The organism is Cytophaga hutchinsonii ATCC 33406 (assembly GCF_000014145.1).
Lineage (GTDB): Bacteria > Bacteroidota > Bacteroidia > Cytophagales > Cytophagaceae > Cytophaga > Cytophaga hutchinsonii.
The window spans coordinates 218,343-240,313 of sequence record NC_008255.1; the positions used below are offsets into that span (position 1 = coordinate 218,343).

Sequence of the window (21,971 nt, forward strand, 5' to 3'; positions counted from 1 at the left end):
GATTTTAAAAATCTGGAATATTTTGATTTTTAATTACTGAACTGTTGGGATTTGTATTACTATTAGCATTTTCTACCTCTTTAAATTTTTTGCAATTTATTTCAACAGATAATGGAGATGCAGGTGTCGGAAAACGTTCTTTCAGAATGCCGGTTTTAGGATCATTATAAAGATGGTTCATAAAGATTGCCCAGATCGGCATCGCCATTCTGGCACCTTGACCGTCATTCATGCTTCTGAAGTGGATAGAGCGGTCGTCTCCTCCAACCCAGATGCCAGTGGTTAATTGCGTTGTTATTCCAACAAACCAGCCATCAGAATAATTCTGCGTTGTACCGGTTTTGCCTCCGATTTCTGCTCCGTTCCATAAAAGGCCATATTTATTTAAGCCTAATGCAGTACCTCCTTTTTCTTCCGTTGCCCCTTTAAGCATATGTACCATTAAGTAGGCTGTCTCTTCACTTAGAACTTCTTTTGTTTTAGGTACAAAATTCTGGAGAATATTACCGTTTTTATCTTCGATGCGTGTAATAAATATCGGCTCAGTCCATACGCCTTGATTTACAAACGTACTATATGCGCCAACCATATCGTATAAGGTTACATCAAACACACCTAAGCATAGAGCCGGCACGGGTTCCAGTGGGGTTGTGATGCCCATACGAGTAGCATAATCAACTACTGTTTCAGGACCAACTTTTTTAATCAGATTGGCTGTAATGCTATTGATGGAATTGGCCATCGCTTTTCGTATTGAAAACATTTCTCCGCTATAAGCGCCATCGCTGTTTTGTGGTGTCCATGTTTCATTAATATCTTCTGTTTTGAATGTAACCGGCAAATCGGGCAATTCATAACAAGGGCTGTAACCAAGATCAATAGCGGCAGTATAGACAAAAGGCTTGAACGTAGAGCCGGGTTGTCTCGATCCTTGTTTTACATGATCGTATTTAAAATGTTTGTGATCAATTCCACCCACCCAGGCTTTAATCTGGCCACTATGCGGATCCATCGATAACATACCGGCATGAAGAAAATGCTTATAATATCTGATAGAATCAATCGGGCTCAGCAATGTATCAATTTCACCATTCCAGCTAAATACTTTCATGGAAATTTTTCTATTCATCGCACTCCAAACTTTCGCTGTATCTCCATCATAAATTTCAGAAAACATTCTCCATCGATCAGAATGTCTGGCAGCTTTTTCAATAAAGTTTGGAATTTCTTTAAATTCTTCATCGCGCCAAGGAGTTTTACCTTTCCAGTAGGCAAAGAATTTACCTTGAAGATATTTCATATGTTCTGAGACTGAAGCTTCAGCATAAGCCTGAATTTTAGAATCAATGGTGGTGTAGATTTTAATACCGTCTTCATACAAATCAATGCCCCGTTCGTTACACCAACTGATTAAATACCTGGTAATATAACTTCTGAAATAGGTTGCAGAACCTTTATTATGATTTTCAACTTCATATTTGAGTGCAATAGGCTGCGCCGACAATGTTGCAAACTGGGCATCACTTATGTATTTATATTTATTAAGTTGTTCTAAAACAGTATTTCTACGCGCGATAGCATTTTCAGGATTGTATACAGGGCTGTACAAAGACGGGGCTTTCAGTAAGCCTACCAGCATTGCAGCCTGATTGATGTTTAGGCTATCCTGGGGAATACTGAAGAAGGTTTGTGATGCTGTTACAATACCAAATGAATTACTTCCAAAATCCACCGTGTTGAGATACATAGTCATGATCTCTTTTTTGGTGTAGGACCGTTCGATTTGAATGGCCGAGATCCATTCCTTCGTTTTATTAATTACTAATCGCAGTTTATTGTTTTTTTTAGCCAGGCTGCCTTCATATTTGGCGCCACGCGTTTTAAAAAGATTTTTTGAGAGCTGTTGGGATATCGTACTCGATCCTCTTTTATCACCTTTCAATAAATACCAAAAAATTGCAAAGCTTCCCTGCAAATCAATGCCTGAATGTTTTTCAAAACGAATATCTTCGGTTGCAACCAAGGCGTTTATTACATTCGGAGATATTTCATTGTATGAAATATTCGTTCTGTTTTCCCTGTAATATTTTCCGATAAGTACACCGTCCGATGTATACAATTCAGAAGAGATGTTTGATTTGGGATTTTCTAATGCTTCCAGATTTGGCATAGGTCCAAACAGGTCTCCTGTATTGTTTGAGACCATATAAAACCACAACCAAATAAATGCTGCACCTGATATAAAGCTGCACCAAAGCACTAAAATTGCTGCACGAATAATTTTAACTTTCATTTAGATCAATTTTGTTAACACATTGTCAATAAAACTAAGGCTTTGTTGGAATGGCATTCTCTACTGCATCCTGCGTTGTGTCTTTTGTTTTATCTTCAGGTATTGTGGTATCTACGTTTGCCGGAGGAGTAATATATTTTTCCCGGTCTTTCTTTACTGCTTCAGAGAGTTCTTTAACGGCAGGAAGCAACGTGCTTTCAGGAAATTTTTCAGGGAAATTACTGATTGCCTGTTGTACGTCATGGCCTGTGCCTTCTATTTTTATTCGGCAAAGTATTTGTATGTAGGCAACTTTATCCAAAATGTCACTATCGGGATACTTGTTGCTCAATACCGTACCTGCAGAATCTGCCTCTGCAAATCTATTTGCCTTATATAATGCATATACGTCTTTATACTCAACAGTGGCAAATTTGTTTGCAATTTTTGAATCTCTGTAATAGTTTGGATTCCGGATCAGTTTAGCAAAGATTGAATTGGGGTGTTCATTAAGCAATCTTGCTTTATAAACCTCCTGCTTATTATTATCCTGTTCTTTATATATCAAATATAAATTATACAGTACTTCCGGAACATATTTACTTTCAGGGTATCTTTTTAGAATATTCTCATATGTACGGATCGCCCGTTGTGGTTCGTCAAGTTTATGGTTGTAAATACTTGCTACCTGAAACATTGCTTCTTCAATTTTGCCGTTGGCCACCACCCGTTGGCTATCTGTAAATGGAATATCAATTAAATATTTTTTCCGGTCAACCTTTAATGGCGTAATGTCATTTTTTTCTTTCTCTAAAGCCCCGTCATCAGCCAGCGTTTTAAGTGAATCTTTGTTTGCTTTTAAAGAATCCGAATCCGGCGAATCATAATCAATAATAGGATCTTTTTTCGATCGTCTCCAATGATCCTCTAATTTTCGTTTGCCCCATTTTTGAGTAAACTCACCAATACCGTTCTGTACAGCTGTTGCATTTGAAAAATACCAGCTTGCGGCTAAAGGTGTGCCATTTGTAAAGGCGGCATTAGGTTTTAAGGCATCATCTACATCACCCGACTGCTTCTTCTTTTTTAATGCCAGTTGTTGTAACCGGTAAGCCTCCTGTTCTTTTGCAACAAGAGAATCTATTAATGTATTCAGAGCTGTTGAGTCCATGTATGAAACCTTCAACAGACTGTCTTGTCTTTTAATTGTATTTATGTGTTTTACAAATTCATCCAGAATACGTTCTCGTTTTGAGATTACAGGATAACGTTTGTCTTTTTTATTGAATGTAGCAGCAGTACTGTCGTAGTAGGCGGCAGCATTTTCATAATCTTCCAGATCATCGTAATATATTTCGGCTAGTTTTAAATACGTAAAACCTTTTTGGTAACCGCCAGGTTTGCCTTTCGAAGAAGACAATTTTAAATATTCAATTGCCTTAGGAAGGTTTTTTTGTTTGTATTCAAACATTGCCATTTCATAATAAATCTTATCCCGATATTCTTCGTTTTTAGGATCCTTTAACAACTTGGCGTAATACTTATTTAATTTCTTAGTTGTATTTGCATTTGCAATATTTGTCACCTGATATAAATTCAACCGTGCAACAAACAGCATTTCATAGGGCGGGTTTGATTTAACTACTTTGTGATAATTTTTATACGCCAGCGTATCGTTTCCATTTTGTTGATAGAGCTGCCCCAATATGAAATACATGCGTGAGCGCTGGTCTCTTTTTCTTTGAAGAGGGGCGGCTTCTTCAAGCAACGGAATCATTTCATCATAACGCTCGAATATGCGCAAATACTCTGCCTTGGTCGTATTATATATGGCTTTGTTTTTTTTCGTGAGCGTTTGTTTGTCCAGGTGATCTAAAACAGTTTTTGCGTTGTCCAGCTGGTTGGCTGCCATGTATGCACGCACCAGATAAACTAGCGATTCGATTTTATCATCATCATCTTTACCATGGGCATTAACATACTTATAGGTTTCAATACCCATTTTGAATTCGCCCCGATATATTCTGCAACGCCCTACTAAGATATAGCTGTCGTCTACATAGTCACTATTCTTATGTCTTCGGATAGGCATGGACGCTTTTTTAATAATATCATCCAGTTGAGAGATCAGCCCTTTGGTTTTATTGGTATCAAGAGGCGGAAGCGGGTGTAAGATGCCGTTGTAATTATCTTCTTTAAAATCGTAGACTTTAACTTCAACAAGTTTCATTCGTTCGCGTGCTAAAAAAAACGAATTGTCTCTTGCAAGTAAGTTGTGATAGTTTCTGGCAACAAATGAATTGCTTTCCTGACTGCAAGAAACCATAAAGGCTCCTGATACGAGCAGGCTTAAAAAAAGTGAAATAGAATTAGAAAATAATCTGCTTTGGGTATTCATGTATTCAAAGATAGTAAAACGTTGAAGTTTTATTAGATACATTAGAACGATTTTGATAAAAAATGATTGTATTAAAAAAACTTTCTAAGCGGTAAAGAATATATTACCTTTGTGGTATGGGAAACGAAATCAAAGAAGTTAAAAAGACATCTCAAAATGGCTTTTTCAAATTCTCGGCTATTGGTTTTCAAATGATCGCTACAATATGCGTATTTGGAGGTATTGGGTGGTGGCTGGATTCATATTTTGAAGTTAAAGGAAAGTATAATACTATTTTTTTTATGCTTTTTGGTGTTATAGGAAGCATTGTTAAATTCATAATGGACGTATTGAATGAACAGAAAAGAGGAGAATAGCTCAATTTTATCAAACTTTTGGTTTGGTTACACAATATTGCTAATTCTAACATCAGGTGTTGCACTATTGCTTACGTACGTAAAGCCAGCATTCTTAAGCAACCATTTTTGGACGATACAAGGTTTTTTTGGTGTTATTTCAGTGCTATCTCATGTTATATCGAATTTAGGCTTAAAAAGCAGGGAAGAATTTCACACATTTTACTTAGGTTCTATGGCCGTAAGGTTTATTTTCTCCTTATTTTTCATTTTGTTCAGCATGGTTTATCTATCAGGTAATAAGATAACTTACGTAGCGAATTTTTTTATTCTCTACATTGTATATGCTTCATTTGAAATTTATCACTTATTGCGTAACTTGCGCGCCGATTCAAAGAGAAATGGCTACTAAAATCAACAAATTACTACTATTAATTCTGCTATCTGTTCTGTCAATAGCGGGGTTTGCTTCATCTGAAGCTCATAACGTACAGGAAGAAGATTTAGACCAGGTGTCTGTTTTCAAGCCGGGAGAAATGATTATGCACCATATTGCAGACTCTCACGAGTGGCATTTTTTCAGTACAGAATCTTTTCATGGAACAATACCACTTCCAATCATTGTTTATTCAGCAGGGAAGGGTTTATCTGTTTTTTCTTCTTCAAAATTTGCGCACCATGGCGTTTATAATGGATATAAACTTCATCATGAAAGAATTTTTGCTGTAGATGCAGCCGGAAATGAAGATACATCTGTTAAAATCTATGATTTATCTATTACTAAAAACGTTGCATCATTAATGATCAGCGCAATTTTATTAATAGCTGTATTTACTGCTGTTGCAAAAGGATATGTTAAAAACAAAGGGAAAGCACCTTCCGGTGTTCAATCATTCTTTGAGCCTATTGTCGGTTATGTACGCGATGAAATTGCTGTAAAAATGATTGGGCCGAAATACGAACGTTTCATGCCGTATTTACTGACTGTATTCTTTTTTATCTGGTTTAACAACCTGTTGGGTTTAATGCCCGGTGGAGCAAACTTAACAGGCAATATTACAGTAACACTGGTATTGGCCGGGATTACATTTATTATTACAACAATTAATGGTAACGGATATTACTGGAAACACGTATTGTGGACTCCGGGTGTACCGCTTCCATTACGCATTATTATACTGCCAATTGAAATCATTGGGTTGATCACAAAACCGTTTTCATTGATGATACGTTTGTTTGCAAACATTACAGCGGGTCACATCATCATATTAAGTTTCATCGGTTTAATCTTCATATTCAAGAGTCTTTTCCTTGTTGCCCCATTAAGTGTGGCATTCGGATTGTTTATGACATTCCTTGAGCTGTTTGTTGCGCTTATTCAGGCATTTGTGTTTACGTTACTAACGGCTATGTACTTCGGGTCTGCTGTTGAAGAACATGCACATGATGATTATGATCACGGACATTAATATTCACTTGTTTTCATTCAATAATAAATAAATACAACTATGTTAAATTCAATTTTATTAGATGGTCTTGCATTAGCAGGTGCTGGTATCGGCGCAGGTGTTGCAGCATTAGCGGCAGGTTTAGGTATCGGCCGTATTGGTAGCAGCGCAGTAGAATCTATTGCACGTCAACCATCTGAGAGTGGAAAAATTCAAACTGCAATGTTGATTGCAGCAGCCCTTATTGAAGGTGTTGCTCTTTTCGGTGTAGTAGTATGTCTATTGATCGCTCTGGCGTAATTGCTTAGAAGTATATTCCGTTGACATTAGGTCTCGGAATATACTTTCTTTACTTGGAATCATTATTTAAAACATATATGGCTTTATTAAGTTTAATCACACCCGATTTCGGTCTATTCTTCTGGCAAACTGTAATCTTCCTGGTTACGTTGTATTTGTTGTCAAAGTTTGCCTGGGGACCAATCATGAGCGCAATGAAGGAGCGCGAAGATTCCATTACAGATGCATTATCTGCTGCTGACAAAGCACGTGCGGATATTGAAAAATTACAGGCAACAAATGAAGCGTTATTGGCTGAAGCCAGAATTGAACGTGATAAAATACTGGCAGATGCACACAAAGCTGCAACTACCATGATGGAAGATGCTAAAGTAAAAGCAAGCACTGAAGGCAATCGTTTGATGGAAGCTGCACGTGTTTCGATTCAGACAGAAAAGAACGCAGCGTTACATGAAGTTAAAAACTATGCAGCTACATTGGCTGTTGAAATCGCTGAAAAAATTCTTCGCAAAGAATTAAACAATGCTGAAGAACAAAAGAAATTGGTAAGCGAATATATTAAAGAAGTAAACCTGAACTAATACATTCATCATGAAAGAAACGAGAGTAGCATACAGATATGCAAAATCGCTGATTGATCTTGCAGCGGAGAATGGTGTTTTGGATCGGGTGAATGCTGACATGGCTGGAATTGAATCTGTTTTCAAACAGAATCATCAGCTGGTTGCCGTAATGAAAAATCCAATTGTTCAAGGCGACAAAAAACACGCTATACTGGAAGCATTATTCGGCGGTAAGGTAGATAACTTTACCATGTCATTGCTTTCATTATTAACAAAGAAGCATAGAGAAGCTGTGGTTTTTGAAATCTCTTCTGAATTTCAAAGACAATACCGTGAAAAGATGGGTATTAAAATTGTTGAAGTAACAACAACCCAGCCAATCACAGAAGATCAGCGTGCAAATTTCAAAGCAATCATGGCATCTAAAGCATCGAAAGTTGAATTGATCGAAAAGATAGATGAAAAAATATTAGGAGGTTTTGTATTGAAAATGGACGATCAGCAAATCGATGAGTCTGTTATTGCAAAACTGAATAAAATAAAAAATAAGTTTACAGAACAAGTTATAAATTACTAAGTATTATCATATATGCTAGACGTTAGACCTGATGAGGTATCTGCAGTATTGAGACAGCAGTTATCAAACTCCTTAACCGAAGCTCAATTAGAAGAAGTAGGAACTGTTCTTCAAGTGGGTGATGGTGTTGCTCGTATTTACGGCCTTACGAAGGCTCAAGCTGGTGAATTATTAGAATTTGAAGGTGGCCTGAAAGGGATGGTATTGAATCTTGAAGAAGATAATGTAGGTGCCGTTTTATTGGGTGAATACAGTGCAATCAAAGAAGGTTCTACAGTTAAAAGAACAAAACAGATTGCATTCGTAAATGTTGGCGAAGGCATGGTTGGCCGTGTTGTTGATACGCTTGGTAATCCGATTGATGGCAAAGGCCCGATCACGGGTGAATTATATAAAATGCCAATGGAACGTAAAGCTCCGGGTGTTATCTACCGCCAGCCGGTTACAGAACCTTTACAGACTGGTATCAAAGCGATTGATGCAATGATTCCTATCGGTCGTGGTCAGCGTGAATTAATCATCGGTGACCGTCAGACTGGTAAAACAACGGTTGCATTAGATGCAATTATCAATCAAAAAGAATTCTACGATAGAGGTGAGCCTGTATTCTGTATTTATGTGGCATGTGGTCAGAAAGCATCTACTATTGCAGGTATCGTTGGTACACTTGAAAAGCATGGTGCAATGGCTTATACAGTAGTAGTAGCTGCTACTGCATCTGATCCGGCTCCAATGCAATATTTCGCTCCATTCACAGGCGCTGCCGTTGGTGAGTACTTCCGTGATACTGGACGTCCGGCATTGGTTGTTTATGATGATTTGTCTAAACAGGCAGTTGCTTACCGTGAAGTTTCTCTTTTATTAAGAAGACCGCCAGGGCGTGAAGCATACCCAGGTGATGTATTTTACCTACACAGCCGTTTATTAGAAAGAGCCGCAAAAATCAACAAGTCTGATGAAATTGCAGCTGCAATGAACGACTTACCTGAATCATTAAAAGGTATTGTAAAAGGCGGCGGTTCATTAACTGCGTTACCAATTATCGAAACACAAGCCGGTGACGTTTCTGCTTATATCCCGACAAACGTAATTTCTATTACAGACGGTCAGATCTTCTTAGAGATCAACTTATTCAACTCTGGTGTTCGTCCGGCAATTAACGTAGGTATTTCGGTATCACGTGTTGGTGGTAACGCTCAGATCAAATCAATGAAAAAAGTTGCCGGTACATTGAAATTAGATCAGGCACAATTCAGAGAATTAGAAGCGTTTGCTAAATTCGGTTCTGATCTTGATGCTTCAACTAAACTGACAATTGAACGTGGTAGAAGAAACCTTGAAATATTGAAACAACCTGCATTCTCTCCGGTTTCTGTTGAAGAGCAAGTTGCAACAATCTATGTTTCAACAAACGGTTTCATGGATTCAGTTGTAGTAAACAAAGTACGTGATTTCGAAAAAGACTTTTTAACTGTCTTGAGAACTTCTCACAAAGACACGTTAAAAGAAATCAAATCCGGAAAGATTGATGACGCTATCACAGAAGTATTGAAAAAAGTAGCAAAAGAAGTTGCTGTAAAATATTCTAAATAATTTATGCCAAGCTTAAAAGAGGTCCGCAATCGGATAGCTTCTGTAAATTCCACGCAGCAGATTACTAAAGCCATGAAAATGGTTTCAGCAGCTAAGCTAAGAAGAGCACAGGATAGAGCTATGAAGATTCGCCCATATGCTGAAAAACTGAATGGAATTCTTCAAAACATTGCTGCATCTCTTGAAGATGGTGCAGATAATGTTTATGCAGAAGAAAGAGAGTTAAAGCGTTTGTTGATTGTTGTAGTTACTTCAGACAGAGGTTTGGCCGGTGCATTTAACGCCAATATTGTTAAAGCTGCCAATGCATTGATTGAAGAAAAGTATTCAAACCTTTACCAGGCAAATAAAGTAGATTTTATCTGTATTGGCAAAAAAGGTGCAGAGGCTATCACAAAGCGCGGCGAATCAGCAAATCTGGAGTATCAGGGCTTATTCCAGAATTTAAGTTTTGATACAGCACGTGGTGCTTCTGAATATGTTATGAATGCTTATTTAACGGGAAAATATGACCGAGTTGAAGTTATTTATAACGAATTCAAAAATGTCGCCACTCAAATTATCCGTACAGAACAATTTCTGCCAATTAAAGGGCAGGCATTAAGTGCGGTCAAACACAGTGCAACAGAAGTTGATTACATCTTTGAACCAAGTAAAGAAGAGATTGTAAAGGAATTAATCCCTAAGTCACTAAAAGTTCAATTCTACAAATACTTGTTAGAGTCGAATGCTTCTGAGCACGGTGCGCGTATGACAGCAATGGACAAAGCAACAGAAAATGCCAAAGAAATGCTGAAGGCATTGAAATTGACATACAACCGTTCCCGTCAGGCGGCTATTACAAAAGAAATATTGGAAATTGTTGGTGGTGCAGAAGCATTGAACAACTAATTCTAACATACATACAGAAAAAGAATGGCGCTACACAGCGCCATTCTTTTTTTATACGCATATGGTAAAATATATTCTATACCTTCATTTATGGCTTGCGCTGATCGCGTTCCTGCTAACGATGGAATGCGTGCTTTTTTTCTCTATCCCTTTAGATTATTATCCTTTTGCCTGCTTTTCAGCAACTGCTACCTTATTTACCTATAATGCGCATACATTATTTGTTTTGTATTCAAAAACAAAAACAACAGAGCTGACAGACTGGGCAGTTAAGCATTATTATGCTGTGCTGGCTGCTGCAATCACAGGCCTTACCTGCAGCCTGCATATATGTATCCGGTATTTCTCCTTATCTCAATGGATTGTGCTTATTTCTGCAGGCTGTACCTGGCTTTTCTATGAAAACCGCAGTATACGTTTAAATAAAAAAGTACAAACAGCCAGGCAAAATTATTCCTTCCTCAAAAGTATTATACTGGCTCTGGTGTGGACGGTTGTAACAGGTATACTTCCGTTGACAACAGCCCAATTCAATTTGCTGTTACAGCCAGATTCAATCCTGTTTACAGGTATCCGTTTTTGTCTGTTTGCATTTATTACACAACTGTTTGAATACAGAGATCTGCATATAGAGAAAAACAATATAAAGGCAACTAATCCGGCGGGTAAAACAATCGGCTATACAAACCTTACACTGTTGTGTAACCTGTTTACTGCTGCAATATGTATTCAATTGGTGTTTCTTGATGTACCTGTTTCATTCAAACTGACAACAATTCTGCAGCTTGCATTTCTTATCTTTTTCATACGGATAAAAAATATAACGACCATTACCACAAGTATGCTTCTGTGGGATGGGATATTAATTCTTTCTCCGTTAATAAGCATTCCTGTTCAACAAATATGAAGCTACACCCGAATAATATCCAATCAATCATTCAGGCATTAAAGAAAATATTTCTTGACGGCGCATATGCGGACGATGTTGTACGTAATTTATTACAAAGCAATCCGAAATGGGGATCACGTGACAGGCGTTTTATTGCCAGTTCAATCTATTCGATCGTGCGCTGGTGGAAACGGTATGTATTTATTGCAGATACTACAAAAAAAGATTCGGATTGTTTTGAAAAGGTTTTGTCTGCTTATTTGAAAGAAACGTATGGTGATGGATTGTTAACACCCTTGCCTGTTGAATTAAATGAGGAGATATTTGCCAGCCGAATCAAGGCTGCCACAGCAGACAGAGCGGTGCAGGCTTCTATCCCTGATTGGATGGATGCGTTGGGAGTAAAAGAATTAGGGAAAGAACTGTGGGAAAGAGAGCTGCATTTTTCAAACCTTGAGGCAGATGTTTTCATTCGTGTAAACACATTAAAACATACTTCTGCAGAAATTATTAAGCAGTTAAATGCTGAAGGAATTGAAGCAACACAATTTGGTCCATATCCGGAAACGTTGAAGCTGGCGGAACGTAAGCCCCTGCAGCGATTACATTCCTATTTAAATGGCGGATATGAAATTCAGGATTCGGGCTCGCAGGTGATCGCACATTATTTAAAGCCAAGTCCGAATGCATTTGTTATTGATGCCTGTGCGGGTGCGGGCGGGAAAACATTACACCTTTCTGCATTAATGGGCAATAAAGGCAAAATCGTATCTATGGATATCGAAGCCTTTAAATTAAAAGAGCTGGAACGCAGAGCCGAACGTGCCGGCACGACTATTATTCAAACTAAAGTCATACGGGAAGGCGTCATTACAAGCTTGAAAAACAAAGCCGATTATCTGCTCCTGGATGTTCCGTGCAGTGGTATTGGCGTACTTCGCAGAAACCCGGATGATAAATGGAAATTATCTGCGGAGCGTATACAGGAGCTTACGCAAATTCAACAACAGATTTTACAGGAATATTCTTCTATGGTAAAGCCCGGAGGTGTACTGGTATATGCAACCTGCAGTATTTTGCCGATTGAAAATGATAATCAGATTGAACAGTTTTTGAAATCCAATACCGGGTTTCAATTAGAGAAAAAACAAACAATTTATCCTTCTGAAGGTGGAGATGGCTATTTTATGGCACGTTTGATCAAAAAATAGTATCAGAACAGGCATTAATAGTATTTGTAACAAGTACTATTAGTGCTTACTTTATTTTTTTAATGCGTATATTAGATTATACCGTTTGCATTAACTTTTATTTCTATGCTTAAAAAAATGCTTGCAGTGGTTTTTTTTACCACGTTATTCAGTCTGAGGCTTACTTATAGCCAAACCGTTAATACATTACGCGAAACAGAAGATTCTGTGCTGGTAACCTTTATTATTACCGATTTAGATAGTGTGCCTATTGAGCATGCCAAGCTGCGGGTTAGCGCAACGGACAGATCTTTAACGAAAGAAGGGGTTAGTGATGTACTGGGTATGTGTTATATGCTTTTGCCTGAAGGCAAGACGTATACCATGGTTGTACATAAATACCGGACAGATTTTCCCTTTAACGGAGGCTTGGTCTTGCCTGTAGAAAAAGGGCGTTACTCGTTTGATCAGGAAATCCGCATAAAGCTGATCAGGGATTATGCACGGATTTTTACACTAGACAATGTGTATTTTGATGTAAACAAATGGAACATAAAACCCGAGTGTGAACCTGCCATAGATAATCTGTATAACAGTTTAACACTAAATCCAAACATGCATATAGAAATTGCTGGACATACCGACAGCGACGGAGATGCACATGATAACCTGGTCTTATCTCAGCGCAGAGCGGAGGCAGTGATGAATCATTTAATTCAAAAAGGTTTAGATCCGAAACGGGTGCAGGCAAAAGGCTATGGGGAATACAAACCAATCGCACCCAATGACAGTCCTCAAAATAAATACAGAAACAGAAGAACAGAGGTGCGCGTGTTAGATGAATAGACCACGGCAATATATACTTACCAGCTTTTAAACGGATTCTCTATCAACGCAGAATTAAAATATCTGAAATCCGAAGTCACTTCCTCTCTCACCCAATCCGGTTTCTCGAAAGGTTGTTCAATGCTTTCTAATTCTACCTCTGCTACGATCAAACCCGCATTGGCACCTTCAAACACATCCACTTCCCATATATTACCGCCGAAAGAAATTTTATACCGGTTTTTCTCAATTGTTTTTTTTGTGAAAGTAGAAAGCAGTTCAATCGCTTCTGCTTTAGGAATTTCATATTCAAATTCGCTGCGCGACAATCCGTCTGCGCTGCTTTTACCTTTAATGGTTATAAACCCTTTGTCGTTGGTTGCACGTACGCGTATGGTTTTCCCGGGCTCAGTGTGCAGATAGCCTTGAATCAAATAATCCGGAGACGGCTTGCTCAAAGCTTCCCATTTGATCGGGTCAATTAAAAATTTGCGTTCAATTTCGATAGCCATAAAATGAATTATGAATTATGAATTATGGTTGCTTTAGGAAACTCTTTTTTCAAACCGGAAATTCTTCCTTTCAGAAGCGTTCAAAACATTTTTAATCATAGATAAATCACAGGCTCCCAATTTTATAAAGTTAAGACGCCCTTCTCTTAAAGTCATGTGATTTGGTCCGGAATGGTTATCAATCGTATTTAGATCCATTCCATCATCTTCCCAAAAACAGATTGGACAAATATCATATCCGCCTCTTTTCTCTAACGTAAAGTAATCGCAACAAGGACATTGAAGTTTATCTTCTTCGGATTTATCTGATTTTTCCATTTTTTACATGTTGTCAGTTATGATGTGTTTTTATTTTTAATACAAATGGGTTAGAATCGAACGATTCTAACCCATTTGTATGTTTATTTTCAAGGCCAGGTAAGGCCAATCAATGATGTTAGGCTTTTATAATAATTTTTTAATAATATCATCCGTCGTAATTCCTTCCGCTTCTGCTTTAAAATTGCGGACAATTCTATGGCGAAGTACAGGCAATGCGATTGCCTGAACATCTTCAATATCAGGAGAGTATTTGCCGGCTAAAAGCGCCGTGCATTTTGCCGCTATTATAAGGTTCTGAGAGGCTCTCGGGCCTGCGCCCCAATCAAGATACTTCTTTGTCCATTCGTGTGCGTCAGCGCCATCTTTACGCGTTTTATGGACAAGTTTAACCGCATATTCAATCACATTATCAGGTACCGGTACTCTGCGTACCAATTGCTGGAATTCAAGAATTTTTTCAGCATTAAGCACAGAACGTAATGTAGTAGTAATTCCGGATGTGGTATTTTTTACAATCGCAACTTCCGACGCGTAATCCGGATAATCCAGGATCAGATTAAACATGAAACGGTCTAATTGCGCTTCCGGTAATGGATAGGTACCTTCCTGTTCAATCGGGTTTTGTGTAGCTAACACAAAGAATGGTTTTTCCAAGGGATAGGAGTGGCCTGCCACGGTAACAGAATATTCCTGCATCGCTTCAAGTAACGCCGATTGCGTTTTGGGTGGAGTTCTGTTTATTTCATCCGCTAAAATAATATTCGCAAAGATTGCACCTTTGTTAAAAACAAAATTGCGGTTATTATCTAATGTTTCAGAACCTAATATATCACTCGGCATTAAATCCGGCGTGAACTGAATACGTTTAAAGCTTAAATGCAGCGTGGTTGCTATGGTGTTGATCAAAAGCGTTTTTGCTAAACCCGGCACACCAACAAGCAGGCAATGACCTTGGCAAAAAATGGCTGTTAGTGCCTGACGGATTGTTTCGTCCTGGCCAATAATTACTTTTTTAATTTCAGAAAAAAGTTGTTCGTAAGCCGCTTTCATTTCATCGGCCAATTCTACATCTGTTTTATTTGCTATCATTATTTTTGAATAATCATGATTTCACATTGTTTGTACTCATCATCAATATCAATATAGACTTGAGATTTTGTTTTATCAAACCATTCGTTTACGGCATTATTTTTCTTTTCTTCTAAGGCAGCTGAATAGATTTTCTGGTAATCATCTTTCAGGTTGGCTTGATGGGCAGGAATTTTATTTTTAAAATAAACAATCCGAACGGCTTCCGTACCATCTTCCATTGTAAATTTAGCGGGCATAGATATTTCACCGATTTTCATTGTGTCAATTACAAAGAAAATGGCAGGCGGAAGATCTTCCTGCGCGATTCTCGAACTACCAGATTCCGGATCGGAAAGCATGCCTCCATTAAAGGCTGTTTGTTTGTCGGAAGAATAATTTTTTGCAGCTTTCGCAAATGAGATACTGTCTTTTAAAATCTCTAAGCGAAGTGAATCAAGAAACAATGTTGGGTATATCAGATCTTTTGAAGAAGACGCCGGCTTAATCAGGATATGGCGTGTATTGTATTCAGCCCCTCTGCGTTCAATCAACTGTACAATGTGGTAGCCGTATTGCGTTTCAATAACACCTGATGTTTGGCCAGGCTGGAGCTTGCTTGCCGCAGCTTCGTATTCGGGCACAAGTTCACCTTTTTTAAAGAAACCGATTTCTCCGCAGTTTTTTGCCGATACAGGATCCTGAGAAAATTGTTTTGCGAGACGACAGAAATCTTCACCGGAAGCTACACGCTGGCGGATCTCTTCAAGTTTTTGTTTAAACTTTAATTGATCCTGACGATTAATTTCAGGCAAACGGATAATCTGTCCAACTTCTACTTCAGAAGAAAAATACGGAAGCGAATCTGCCGGTAAAGCTTTGTAAAATTTTTTCACATCATTCGGAGTGATTGTTACACCGGCAGTAATATTATCCTGCATTTTTTGTGTTACCATCTGGTCTCTGATCTGAGGGTATAATTCCTCTTTAAGCTGGTCTATGCTTTTGTTATAATAGCTTTCAAGTTTAGCAACTGTTCCGAACTGCTGAATGAAATAATCCATTCTGCGGTCAATCTGCTGATTGATAATTTCCCTTTCAACCGTTACAGAATCCATCACGGCTCTTGCCAGCAACATCTTGTTAATAATCAGTGATTCCAATACACGGCATTTAATATCATCCGTTGTTTGCATCATTTGAGCTTCAGGGCTACGCATGAATTGCAGGTATGAAATCTCTACTTCGGATTTGAGAACAATTTGATTGTCGACTTTGGCAACGATTTTATCTATTACCTGCTGTGCAGCACAGAAATGGTAATTCGTAACAAATACGAAGAAAACGAAAAGGTATCTTAAAAGCATGTATAATGGCACTATATCAATTATGTAAATATATTTATAAACGATGGTTTGTCCTAATACTGTATATCAATCAGCACAGACATTCATTCAATTATAAAAACCGGCAAGCCATAAAAAAAGGGGACTAGCCCCTTTTTTATTATTTGATAAGTTTCTGAACTTCTGTCTGATTGACTTTTGTTGGATATTTCTGTCTTAATTCAGCAATCCACTGTTGTTCTAAATAGGCTTGATAGTCTGAAATAACCATTCCTCTCGCTTCTTCAAATGTCTTATTTCTTGGTGCATCTACACGATCTATAATGATTAAATAAGCGCGGTTATTTTGTTCAAATCTATATTCGCCTACTGCCCATGAACATTTATTAATCAGTTCATTTTCATTTTTTACATACATTCCTTCAGAAACCTGAAGTGTAAGCGGCGTTTTAGCGTTGTAGACACTTTCCAGATATTTTTTAGAAGAAGTAAATAATTGAATTTCAGCGAAACGATCAGCCTGGCGTTGCGCTTCTGTTTTTCTTACTGGCGGTGTTTTAAGATCAATAAAAGATATACGTTCTTTTTTTATACCTGCTTTTGTAAAATAAGCCAGAATTGAATCTTTACGGTGTGCAGAAACAGCAGCGTTTTCAGCGTGATCTCTGCTCAATTTAATTGATGTGCTGTAATTCGCATCCTTTCTTAATAAAATAATCGCACGGTCTAATTGGCTTTTGCCAGCCTTATTTACAGATGCGCTATTTTTTTCAAAACTGATATTTTCAAACGATTGTTCTTTAACCTGGTAAGATACAGATTTAAAATCAACCGCTACTTTATCCAATGTTGTTTTGTCTGCTGCGCTTAAGATGTATGCGTGCGCACGATCACCCCAGGCATATTTAGAAGCATTGTCCTGATAGAATCTTCTAAGACCGGCAGTATCAGAAGAAGCTTTGTTCCAAACTTTTTCTTCCATCATCTGGAATAAAAGAATACCATCGTGATATTCTTTTAACAGCATTTTGTAATCTACAAATTTATCAGCCAGGTGAGCTTCTTCATAGCCCATAATACTTGAGTTAACAAAGTCCGTATACAGAACATTTTTCATGTATACCTCAGGCGAAGTATTTTTTACGGCATGCTGGTTTTCATATACAAATGCGAAAAAGTCTTCTGCTGTATATTTTTCTTTATTGATTGTAAATAACGTTGCTTTATTTTTTTCACTTTCTTTAAATGTCCAGTTACCTATTAACAAGCTACTATCTGCTTTAGAAACAGCGTAATCAATACCTTTGGTGTACTCAACAAAATTGTTTTCACGCTTTAAACGTGCAATCAGCATTTTTTTATTTAAATCTGAACGGGAATCTTTTGTAACCTTTGCACGGATGCTTGGTTCCAGTTCTTCAAACGAACCTAATGGTTTACGTTCAAGGAGTTTTATGATATGCCAGCCATACGGAGTTTGTACAGGCGTTGTGTATTGCCCCGGTGTTGTTAGTGTGAACGCTGCATTCTCAAAAGAAGGAATCATTTTACCTGTAGAGAACCATTGTAATTCACCGTTTTTACTTCTTGAATTTACATCGTCCGAAAATTCACCGCACAATTCATTCCAGGAAGTTCCTGCCTGAAGTTCTTTATAGATCTGATCAATTTTATTTTTTGCAAGAATTGAATCTTCCGCACTCATGCCCTGGCTGTAGCGCGCCATAATGTGTGCAACATGAATCTGTCCCTGAGAAGGCCGTCTGTCTACAACTTTTAGAATGTGGTAGCCAAATTTCGTACGGACAGGTTTAGAAACGCTGCCTACTTTTGTATTATAAGCAGCTTCTTCAAATTCATATACCATGGATAGTGCAGTAAAATATCCCAGATCACCTTTGTTGGTTTTCGCAGATGGATCTTCTGAATATTGAGCAGCTAACTGGTCAAAATTTTCGCCTTTTAATGCACGCTCTCTAAGCGCAACAATTTTGTTGTACGCAATAAGCGTGTCTTTAGGGGTAGCTTCAGGATTACAGAATATTAAGATATGACTTGCACGAATCTCTTCTTTCATGCGTTCATATGCTTGTTTAACAAGCATGTCTGTAACGCCTTTTTCTGTTAAATAAGGTTGCGCTAATTGTTTTTGATAACCAGCTAACTCCTGTTTAAATGCAGCGGTTGTATCTAGTCCGAGAGATTCAGCTTCTTTAACGCGAAGTTTGAATTTGGTATACAGATCAATGTATTCCTCAATGCTTTGTCTGGAATAGGCATCCGCACTTTTTCCATTATTTTTATCGTAGATGTATTTAAAATCTTCTGTTGAAATGGAATCATCAGCTACGGTTAGTATGGCCGGTGATGCTGCAGGTGCGGTTGATTTTTTAGAAGAGGAAGTTGCGGTTTTGTCACTTACACAACTATAAACAAATAACCCGGATAGGGCAGATGCAATAATCCAAAAGGATAATTTCATAAAACAATAAGAAATAAATTAAACTAAATTAATGTAAAAGTTGAAACGTACGGACTGTTGTTTTGGTATTTACCAACAGGGATTTTCAATACAAATTAGGAGTTTTTTATCAAGTAAAAAAACGCTCAGGCAAACTTAAGCGATTTGCGCAGCAATAATACTGTATAAGGCTCAGAACGTGATATTTCTATAGAGTCCATAATTTTTTTAACCAAAAGCAAGCCAATCCCGCCTTTGCGTTTTTCAGCGATAAGTTTACGAAGATCAGGAGATTCGTGGGTATTGATATCATACGGGTCTCCTGTATCACGAATTAAAAAAGTGAAGTTATTATTATCGTTTTGAATCTCTAATTCAATGTTATTATATGCTTCGGTGCTGTTTGCCGGAGTATGAAGAATTCTGTTTGCACATACCTCATCCACAGCAAGAACCATCATATTGATTTCAGGATCAGGCACAGACATTCCCTGAAGCGTTGAACTGACAAAGTCACGTACCGCTTTAAGGTTTTGAGGATCGCGCGCTATTTTAATTTTGTTATTCAATTATGTAAGCGATTCTTGTTTTGCTTCTTCTTTTGTATCAACAATTTTCAATAGTTCATCTAAGCCTAAAATCTGAAATACATTTCTGACTTTTTCGCTTAAATGGCATAATACCAAAGAAATGTTGTTTGATTGAAAATCCTGAATGTATGACATAAAAACGCCTAAACCGGCAGAAGATATATATTCCAATTGAGAACAATCAACAATAATTTTATTTTCGCCGTTAGCAACTGCTTCTTCAATTGCCTGATCCAGTTGAATACTTGAACTCGCATCCAGATCCCCTTCAATAGCGACTATATAAAACTCATTTTCTTTGACACTTGTTATACGCATAAATTTGTATTCAGTAGGTAAAATGTAATAAAAATTTTAATAATTAGCTAAATTTCATAACAAGTAATGTACAGTCATCTTCAAATTGAGTGCTTCCGCTAAAGTGCTGAACATTCTCAATGATGGTGTCAATAATCTGTCTCGGCTTGTCTGCACTGCTTTCCAGCCCCATCTGTTTTAGCCGTTCATAGCCATATTCATCTCTGGCGAGGTTGTGGGCCTCAACCAAACCATCTGTATATAAAATTAAAACGTCATTGCTTGAATAAGACAATTCGTATTTATTTATGTGTTTTTCGTAGGTATTATTTCTGCTTAAACCTAAACCTAATCCTTTACCATCGAGGAATAAGGCTTCATTGTTTTTACTGTCAATAAGTATTGCCGGGCAGTGTCCCGCACGTGCATATTGAATGCTTTGTGTTTCGGTATTGAGGACAAATAAACTAAGCGTAATAAAACTCTTTCTTTCCAGACATCTTCCCAGCGCATTGTTTGCCAGCACCATAAATTCATCAACAGGCAAGTCCAGGCTAACCAAACTCTGGAATACGCCTTTCATTTGCGCCATGTTGAAAGCGGCACTTGTTCCATGACCGGAAACGTCACCGATTACGATTGCAAACCGTGTCGGTGATAATTCATACACATCATAGTAATCACCTCCAACTTCTTTTGCTCCTTTAGAATAAACGCTTAATTGAACCGCATTATTTAAGTACAAAGAAGCAGGCAGAAGACTTTGCTGCACATCCTTGGCAATTTTTAATTCCTCCTGGTAACGCTCTGTCTGTATGGCATCCGACATAAGACGGAAGTTTTTAATCGAGATGGAGGCCTGGCTCACAAACGTAAAAATGATATCAACCATTTCTTTGTCGAAGCCATCGTTTAAATTTTTCAATAATACCAATGTACCAATCAATTGATTGTTGGATGTAAGCGGTATTAACAGAAACGATTTATAATCTAAGTGTTTTATTTTTTCTGTATGGGGGTAACTTAAAATGTCTTTAATGTATTGCGGTTCCGAAGAAATATTAACCTGATTTTTACGGAGTGCCTTTTTTATTTCAAAAACATCGTACTCGTCAATGTTACTATTTTGAAACGCTTTTAAGCCGCCTTTATTATCTCTGATTTCCAGCCAGGCCGCATCGGCCATAACCGTAGTCATACTGCTGCTGATAAGCAGTTCATACATATCTTCTTCTTTCTCCCCAACCTGAAGGGATTGATGTAATTTCTGAAAGAGCATTACTTCGCCAAATTTCTGTTCAAATACAGAAGAAGTGGGAAGGTTGAATAATAATACCAGCAAGGCGACAATACAATTCATGAGCATGAAACCGAATATGGCCTGTATGAATACATTTTCGGCAAGATCGATCAATAAGTTGCTGATAATGTGGTGTGCATAGACTCTTTCCAGGAAAGAAAGGCTGATAATAATAATTAAACTAAGCAGTAAAATGCTTCTCCATTTTTGCTTATACGTTAAGAAGGCAACCCATTTAAGGTTAAAGGCGCAGATCAAACCCAGTATAGTAATCGGGGAAGTGAAGATCAGAAAATAGGGATCAGTAATGTCAAAGAAAAAGAAATTACTGACAATGCTTATGAGTGTGAGGTACTCAAATATATGCCAGATAACATCTGTGCGTTTTGTCTTTTGGTATAGGATCATTTTCTTCCAGACATAATAGCCATTAGCGAGGAAGATGGTAATGATACCAATGTTTATGTGATATAGAATGTTTGATACCAGCGGATCATAAATAAAAAAATCGTTGTTGCTGAATATGCCGATTGATTTTATGATCAGAGAAATAAGAACCGTGATGGCGCCTATAATAAATACCTGCCACAGCAGGTCATTGAAATTGCCGCTTCGTTTCAGGCCGATTTCAATTTTAAACCCCAGGAAAGTAAATAAGAAAAAAGTACTTAAGAATGTATTAACTAAAATATCAGAAAAGTATGACGGTATAATTGGTTGAGCTAGCCTAATTACAGTAATATCGTCAGCCAGGATCAAGACCCAGCTGACGAATGCCAAAAGAAAATATATATT

At 37.7% G+C, this 21,971-nt stretch carries 20 protein-coding genes; 10 read left to right on the top strand and 10 right to left on the bottom strand.

Going from position 1 to position 21,971, the window contains the following annotated elements:
* Positions 1–4 precede the first annotated feature (4 nt).
* Positions 5–2,293, bottom strand: a complete 2,289-nt coding sequence (locus tag CHU_RS00925) for a penicillin-binding protein 1A (RefSeq protein ID WP_011583584.1) — start codon at positions 2,291–2,293, stop codon at positions 5–7.
* 34 nt (positions 2,294–2,327) lie between these two features.
* Positions 2,328–4,712 (bottom strand): tetratricopeptide repeat protein, encoded by a 2,385-nt coding sequence (locus CHU_RS00930; protein ID WP_011583585.1) that lies wholly within the window; start codon positions 4,710–4,712, stop codon positions 2,328–2,330.
* Positions 4,713–4,786: 74 nt separating this feature from the next.
* Between CHU_RS00930 and CHU_RS00935 the strand changes: the two genes are divergently transcribed.
* The 10 genes from CHU_RS00935 (at position 4,787) to CHU_RS00980 (ending at position 13,302) form a co-directional block, all read left to right on the top strand.
* The gene (locus CHU_RS00935) at positions 4,787–5,026 is read left to right on the top strand and encodes an AtpZ/AtpI family protein (RefSeq protein ID WP_011583586.1); all 240 of its coding nucleotides are present in this window, start codon (positions 4,787–4,789) and stop codon (positions 5,024–5,026) included.
* 380 nt (positions 5,027–5,406) lie between these two features.
* Positions 5,407–6,474 (top strand): F0F1 ATP synthase subunit A, encoded by a 1,068-nt coding sequence (gene atpB, locus CHU_RS00940; RefSeq protein ID WP_041932105.1) that lies wholly within the window; start codon positions 5,407–5,409, stop codon positions 6,472–6,474.
* Between the two features lie 39 nt (positions 6,475–6,513).
* The gene (gene atpE / locus CHU_RS00945) at positions 6,514–6,753 is read left to right on the top strand and encodes an ATP synthase F0 subunit C (RefSeq protein ID WP_011583588.1); all 240 of its coding nucleotides are present in this window, start codon (positions 6,514–6,516) and stop codon (positions 6,751–6,753) included.
* 77 nt (positions 6,754–6,830) lie between these two features.
* Positions 6,831–7,334, top strand: coding sequence for a F0F1 ATP synthase subunit B (locus tag CHU_RS00950; RefSeq protein ID WP_011583589.1), 504 nt, complete (start codon positions 6,831–6,833; stop codon positions 7,332–7,334).
* A 10-nt stretch (positions 7,335–7,344) separates the two neighbouring features.
* A complete protein-coding gene (gene atpH / locus CHU_RS00955; RefSeq protein ID WP_011583590.1) occupies positions 7,345–7,893 on the top strand; it encodes an ATP synthase F1 subunit delta in 549 nt (182 codons plus the stop codon).
* Between the two features lie 12 nt (positions 7,894–7,905).
* Positions 7,906–9,486: a F0F1 ATP synthase subunit alpha gene (gene atpA, locus CHU_RS00960; protein WP_011583591.1), complete on the top strand. Its 1,581-nt coding sequence runs from the start codon at positions 7,906–7,908 to the stop codon at positions 9,484–9,486.
* Between the two features lie 3 nt (positions 9,487–9,489).
* Positions 9,490–10,377: an ATP synthase F1 subunit gamma gene (atpG, locus tag CHU_RS00965; RefSeq protein WP_011583592.1), complete on the top strand. Its 888-nt coding sequence runs from the start codon at positions 9,490–9,492 to the stop codon at positions 10,375–10,377.
* A gap of 61 nt (positions 10,378–10,438) precedes the next feature.
* On the top strand, positions 10,439–11,284 hold the full coding sequence (locus tag CHU_RS00970) for a hypothetical protein (protein ID WP_011583593.1): 846 nt from the start codon (positions 10,439–10,441) through the stop codon (positions 11,282–11,284).
* Positions 11,281–12,477, top strand: a complete 1,197-nt coding sequence (locus CHU_RS00975; protein ID WP_041932106.1) for an RsmB/NOP family class I SAM-dependent RNA methyltransferase — start codon at positions 11,281–11,283, stop codon at positions 12,475–12,477. The genes CHU_RS00970 and CHU_RS00975 overlap by 4 nt, the downstream gene beginning before the upstream one ends.
* Before the next feature lie 117 nt (positions 12,478–12,594).
* Positions 12,595–13,302, top strand: a complete 708-nt coding sequence (locus CHU_RS00980; protein ID WP_041932517.1) for an OmpA family protein — start codon at positions 12,595–12,597, stop codon at positions 13,300–13,302.
* A 17-nt stretch (positions 13,303–13,319) separates the two neighbouring features.
* On the opposite strand, the gene CHU_RS00985 is transcribed toward CHU_RS00980, so the two are convergent.
* The 8 genes from CHU_RS00985 to CHU_RS01020 form a co-directional block, all read right to left on the bottom strand.
* Positions 13,320–13,793: a CYTH domain-containing protein gene (locus CHU_RS00985; RefSeq protein ID WP_011583596.1), complete on the bottom strand. Its 474-nt coding sequence runs from the start codon at positions 13,791–13,793 to the stop codon at positions 13,320–13,322.
* Positions 13,794–13,826: 33 nt separating this feature from the next.
* A complete protein-coding gene (locus CHU_RS00990) occupies positions 13,827–14,111 on the bottom strand; it encodes a CPCC family cysteine-rich protein (RefSeq protein ID WP_011583597.1) in 285 nt (94 codons plus the stop codon).
* A gap of 126 nt (positions 14,112–14,237) precedes the next feature.
* Complete coding sequence (locus CHU_RS00995; protein WP_011583598.1) at positions 14,238–15,203, bottom strand: AAA family ATPase; 966 nt, start codon at positions 15,201–15,203, stop codon at positions 14,238–14,240.
* Positions 15,203–16,549, bottom strand: a complete 1,347-nt coding sequence (locus CHU_RS01000; protein WP_041932107.1) for a peptidylprolyl isomerase — start codon at positions 16,547–16,549, stop codon at positions 15,203–15,205. Before CHU_RS01000 ends, CHU_RS00995 begins: the two co-directional genes overlap by 1 nt.
* 139 nt (positions 16,550–16,688) lie before the next feature.
* Positions 16,689–19,010, bottom strand: a complete 2,322-nt coding sequence (locus tag CHU_RS01005) for a peptidylprolyl isomerase (protein WP_011583600.1) — start codon at positions 19,008–19,010, stop codon at positions 16,689–16,691.
* A 125-nt stretch (positions 19,011–19,135) separates the two neighbouring features.
* A complete protein-coding gene (locus CHU_RS01010; RefSeq protein WP_011583601.1) occupies positions 19,136–19,558 on the bottom strand; it encodes an ATP-binding protein in 423 nt (140 codons plus the stop codon).
* A complete protein-coding gene (locus tag CHU_RS01015; protein ID WP_011583602.1) occupies positions 19,559–19,897 on the bottom strand; it encodes an STAS domain-containing protein in 339 nt (112 codons plus the stop codon). It lies immediately after the preceding gene.
* Between the two features lie 43 nt (positions 19,898–19,940).
* Positions 19,941–21,956: a GAF domain-containing SpoIIE family protein phosphatase gene (locus CHU_RS01020; protein ID WP_238379323.1), complete on the bottom strand. Its 2,016-nt coding sequence runs from the start codon at positions 21,954–21,956 to the stop codon at positions 19,941–19,943.
* Positions 21,957–21,971 lie beyond the last annotated feature (15 nt).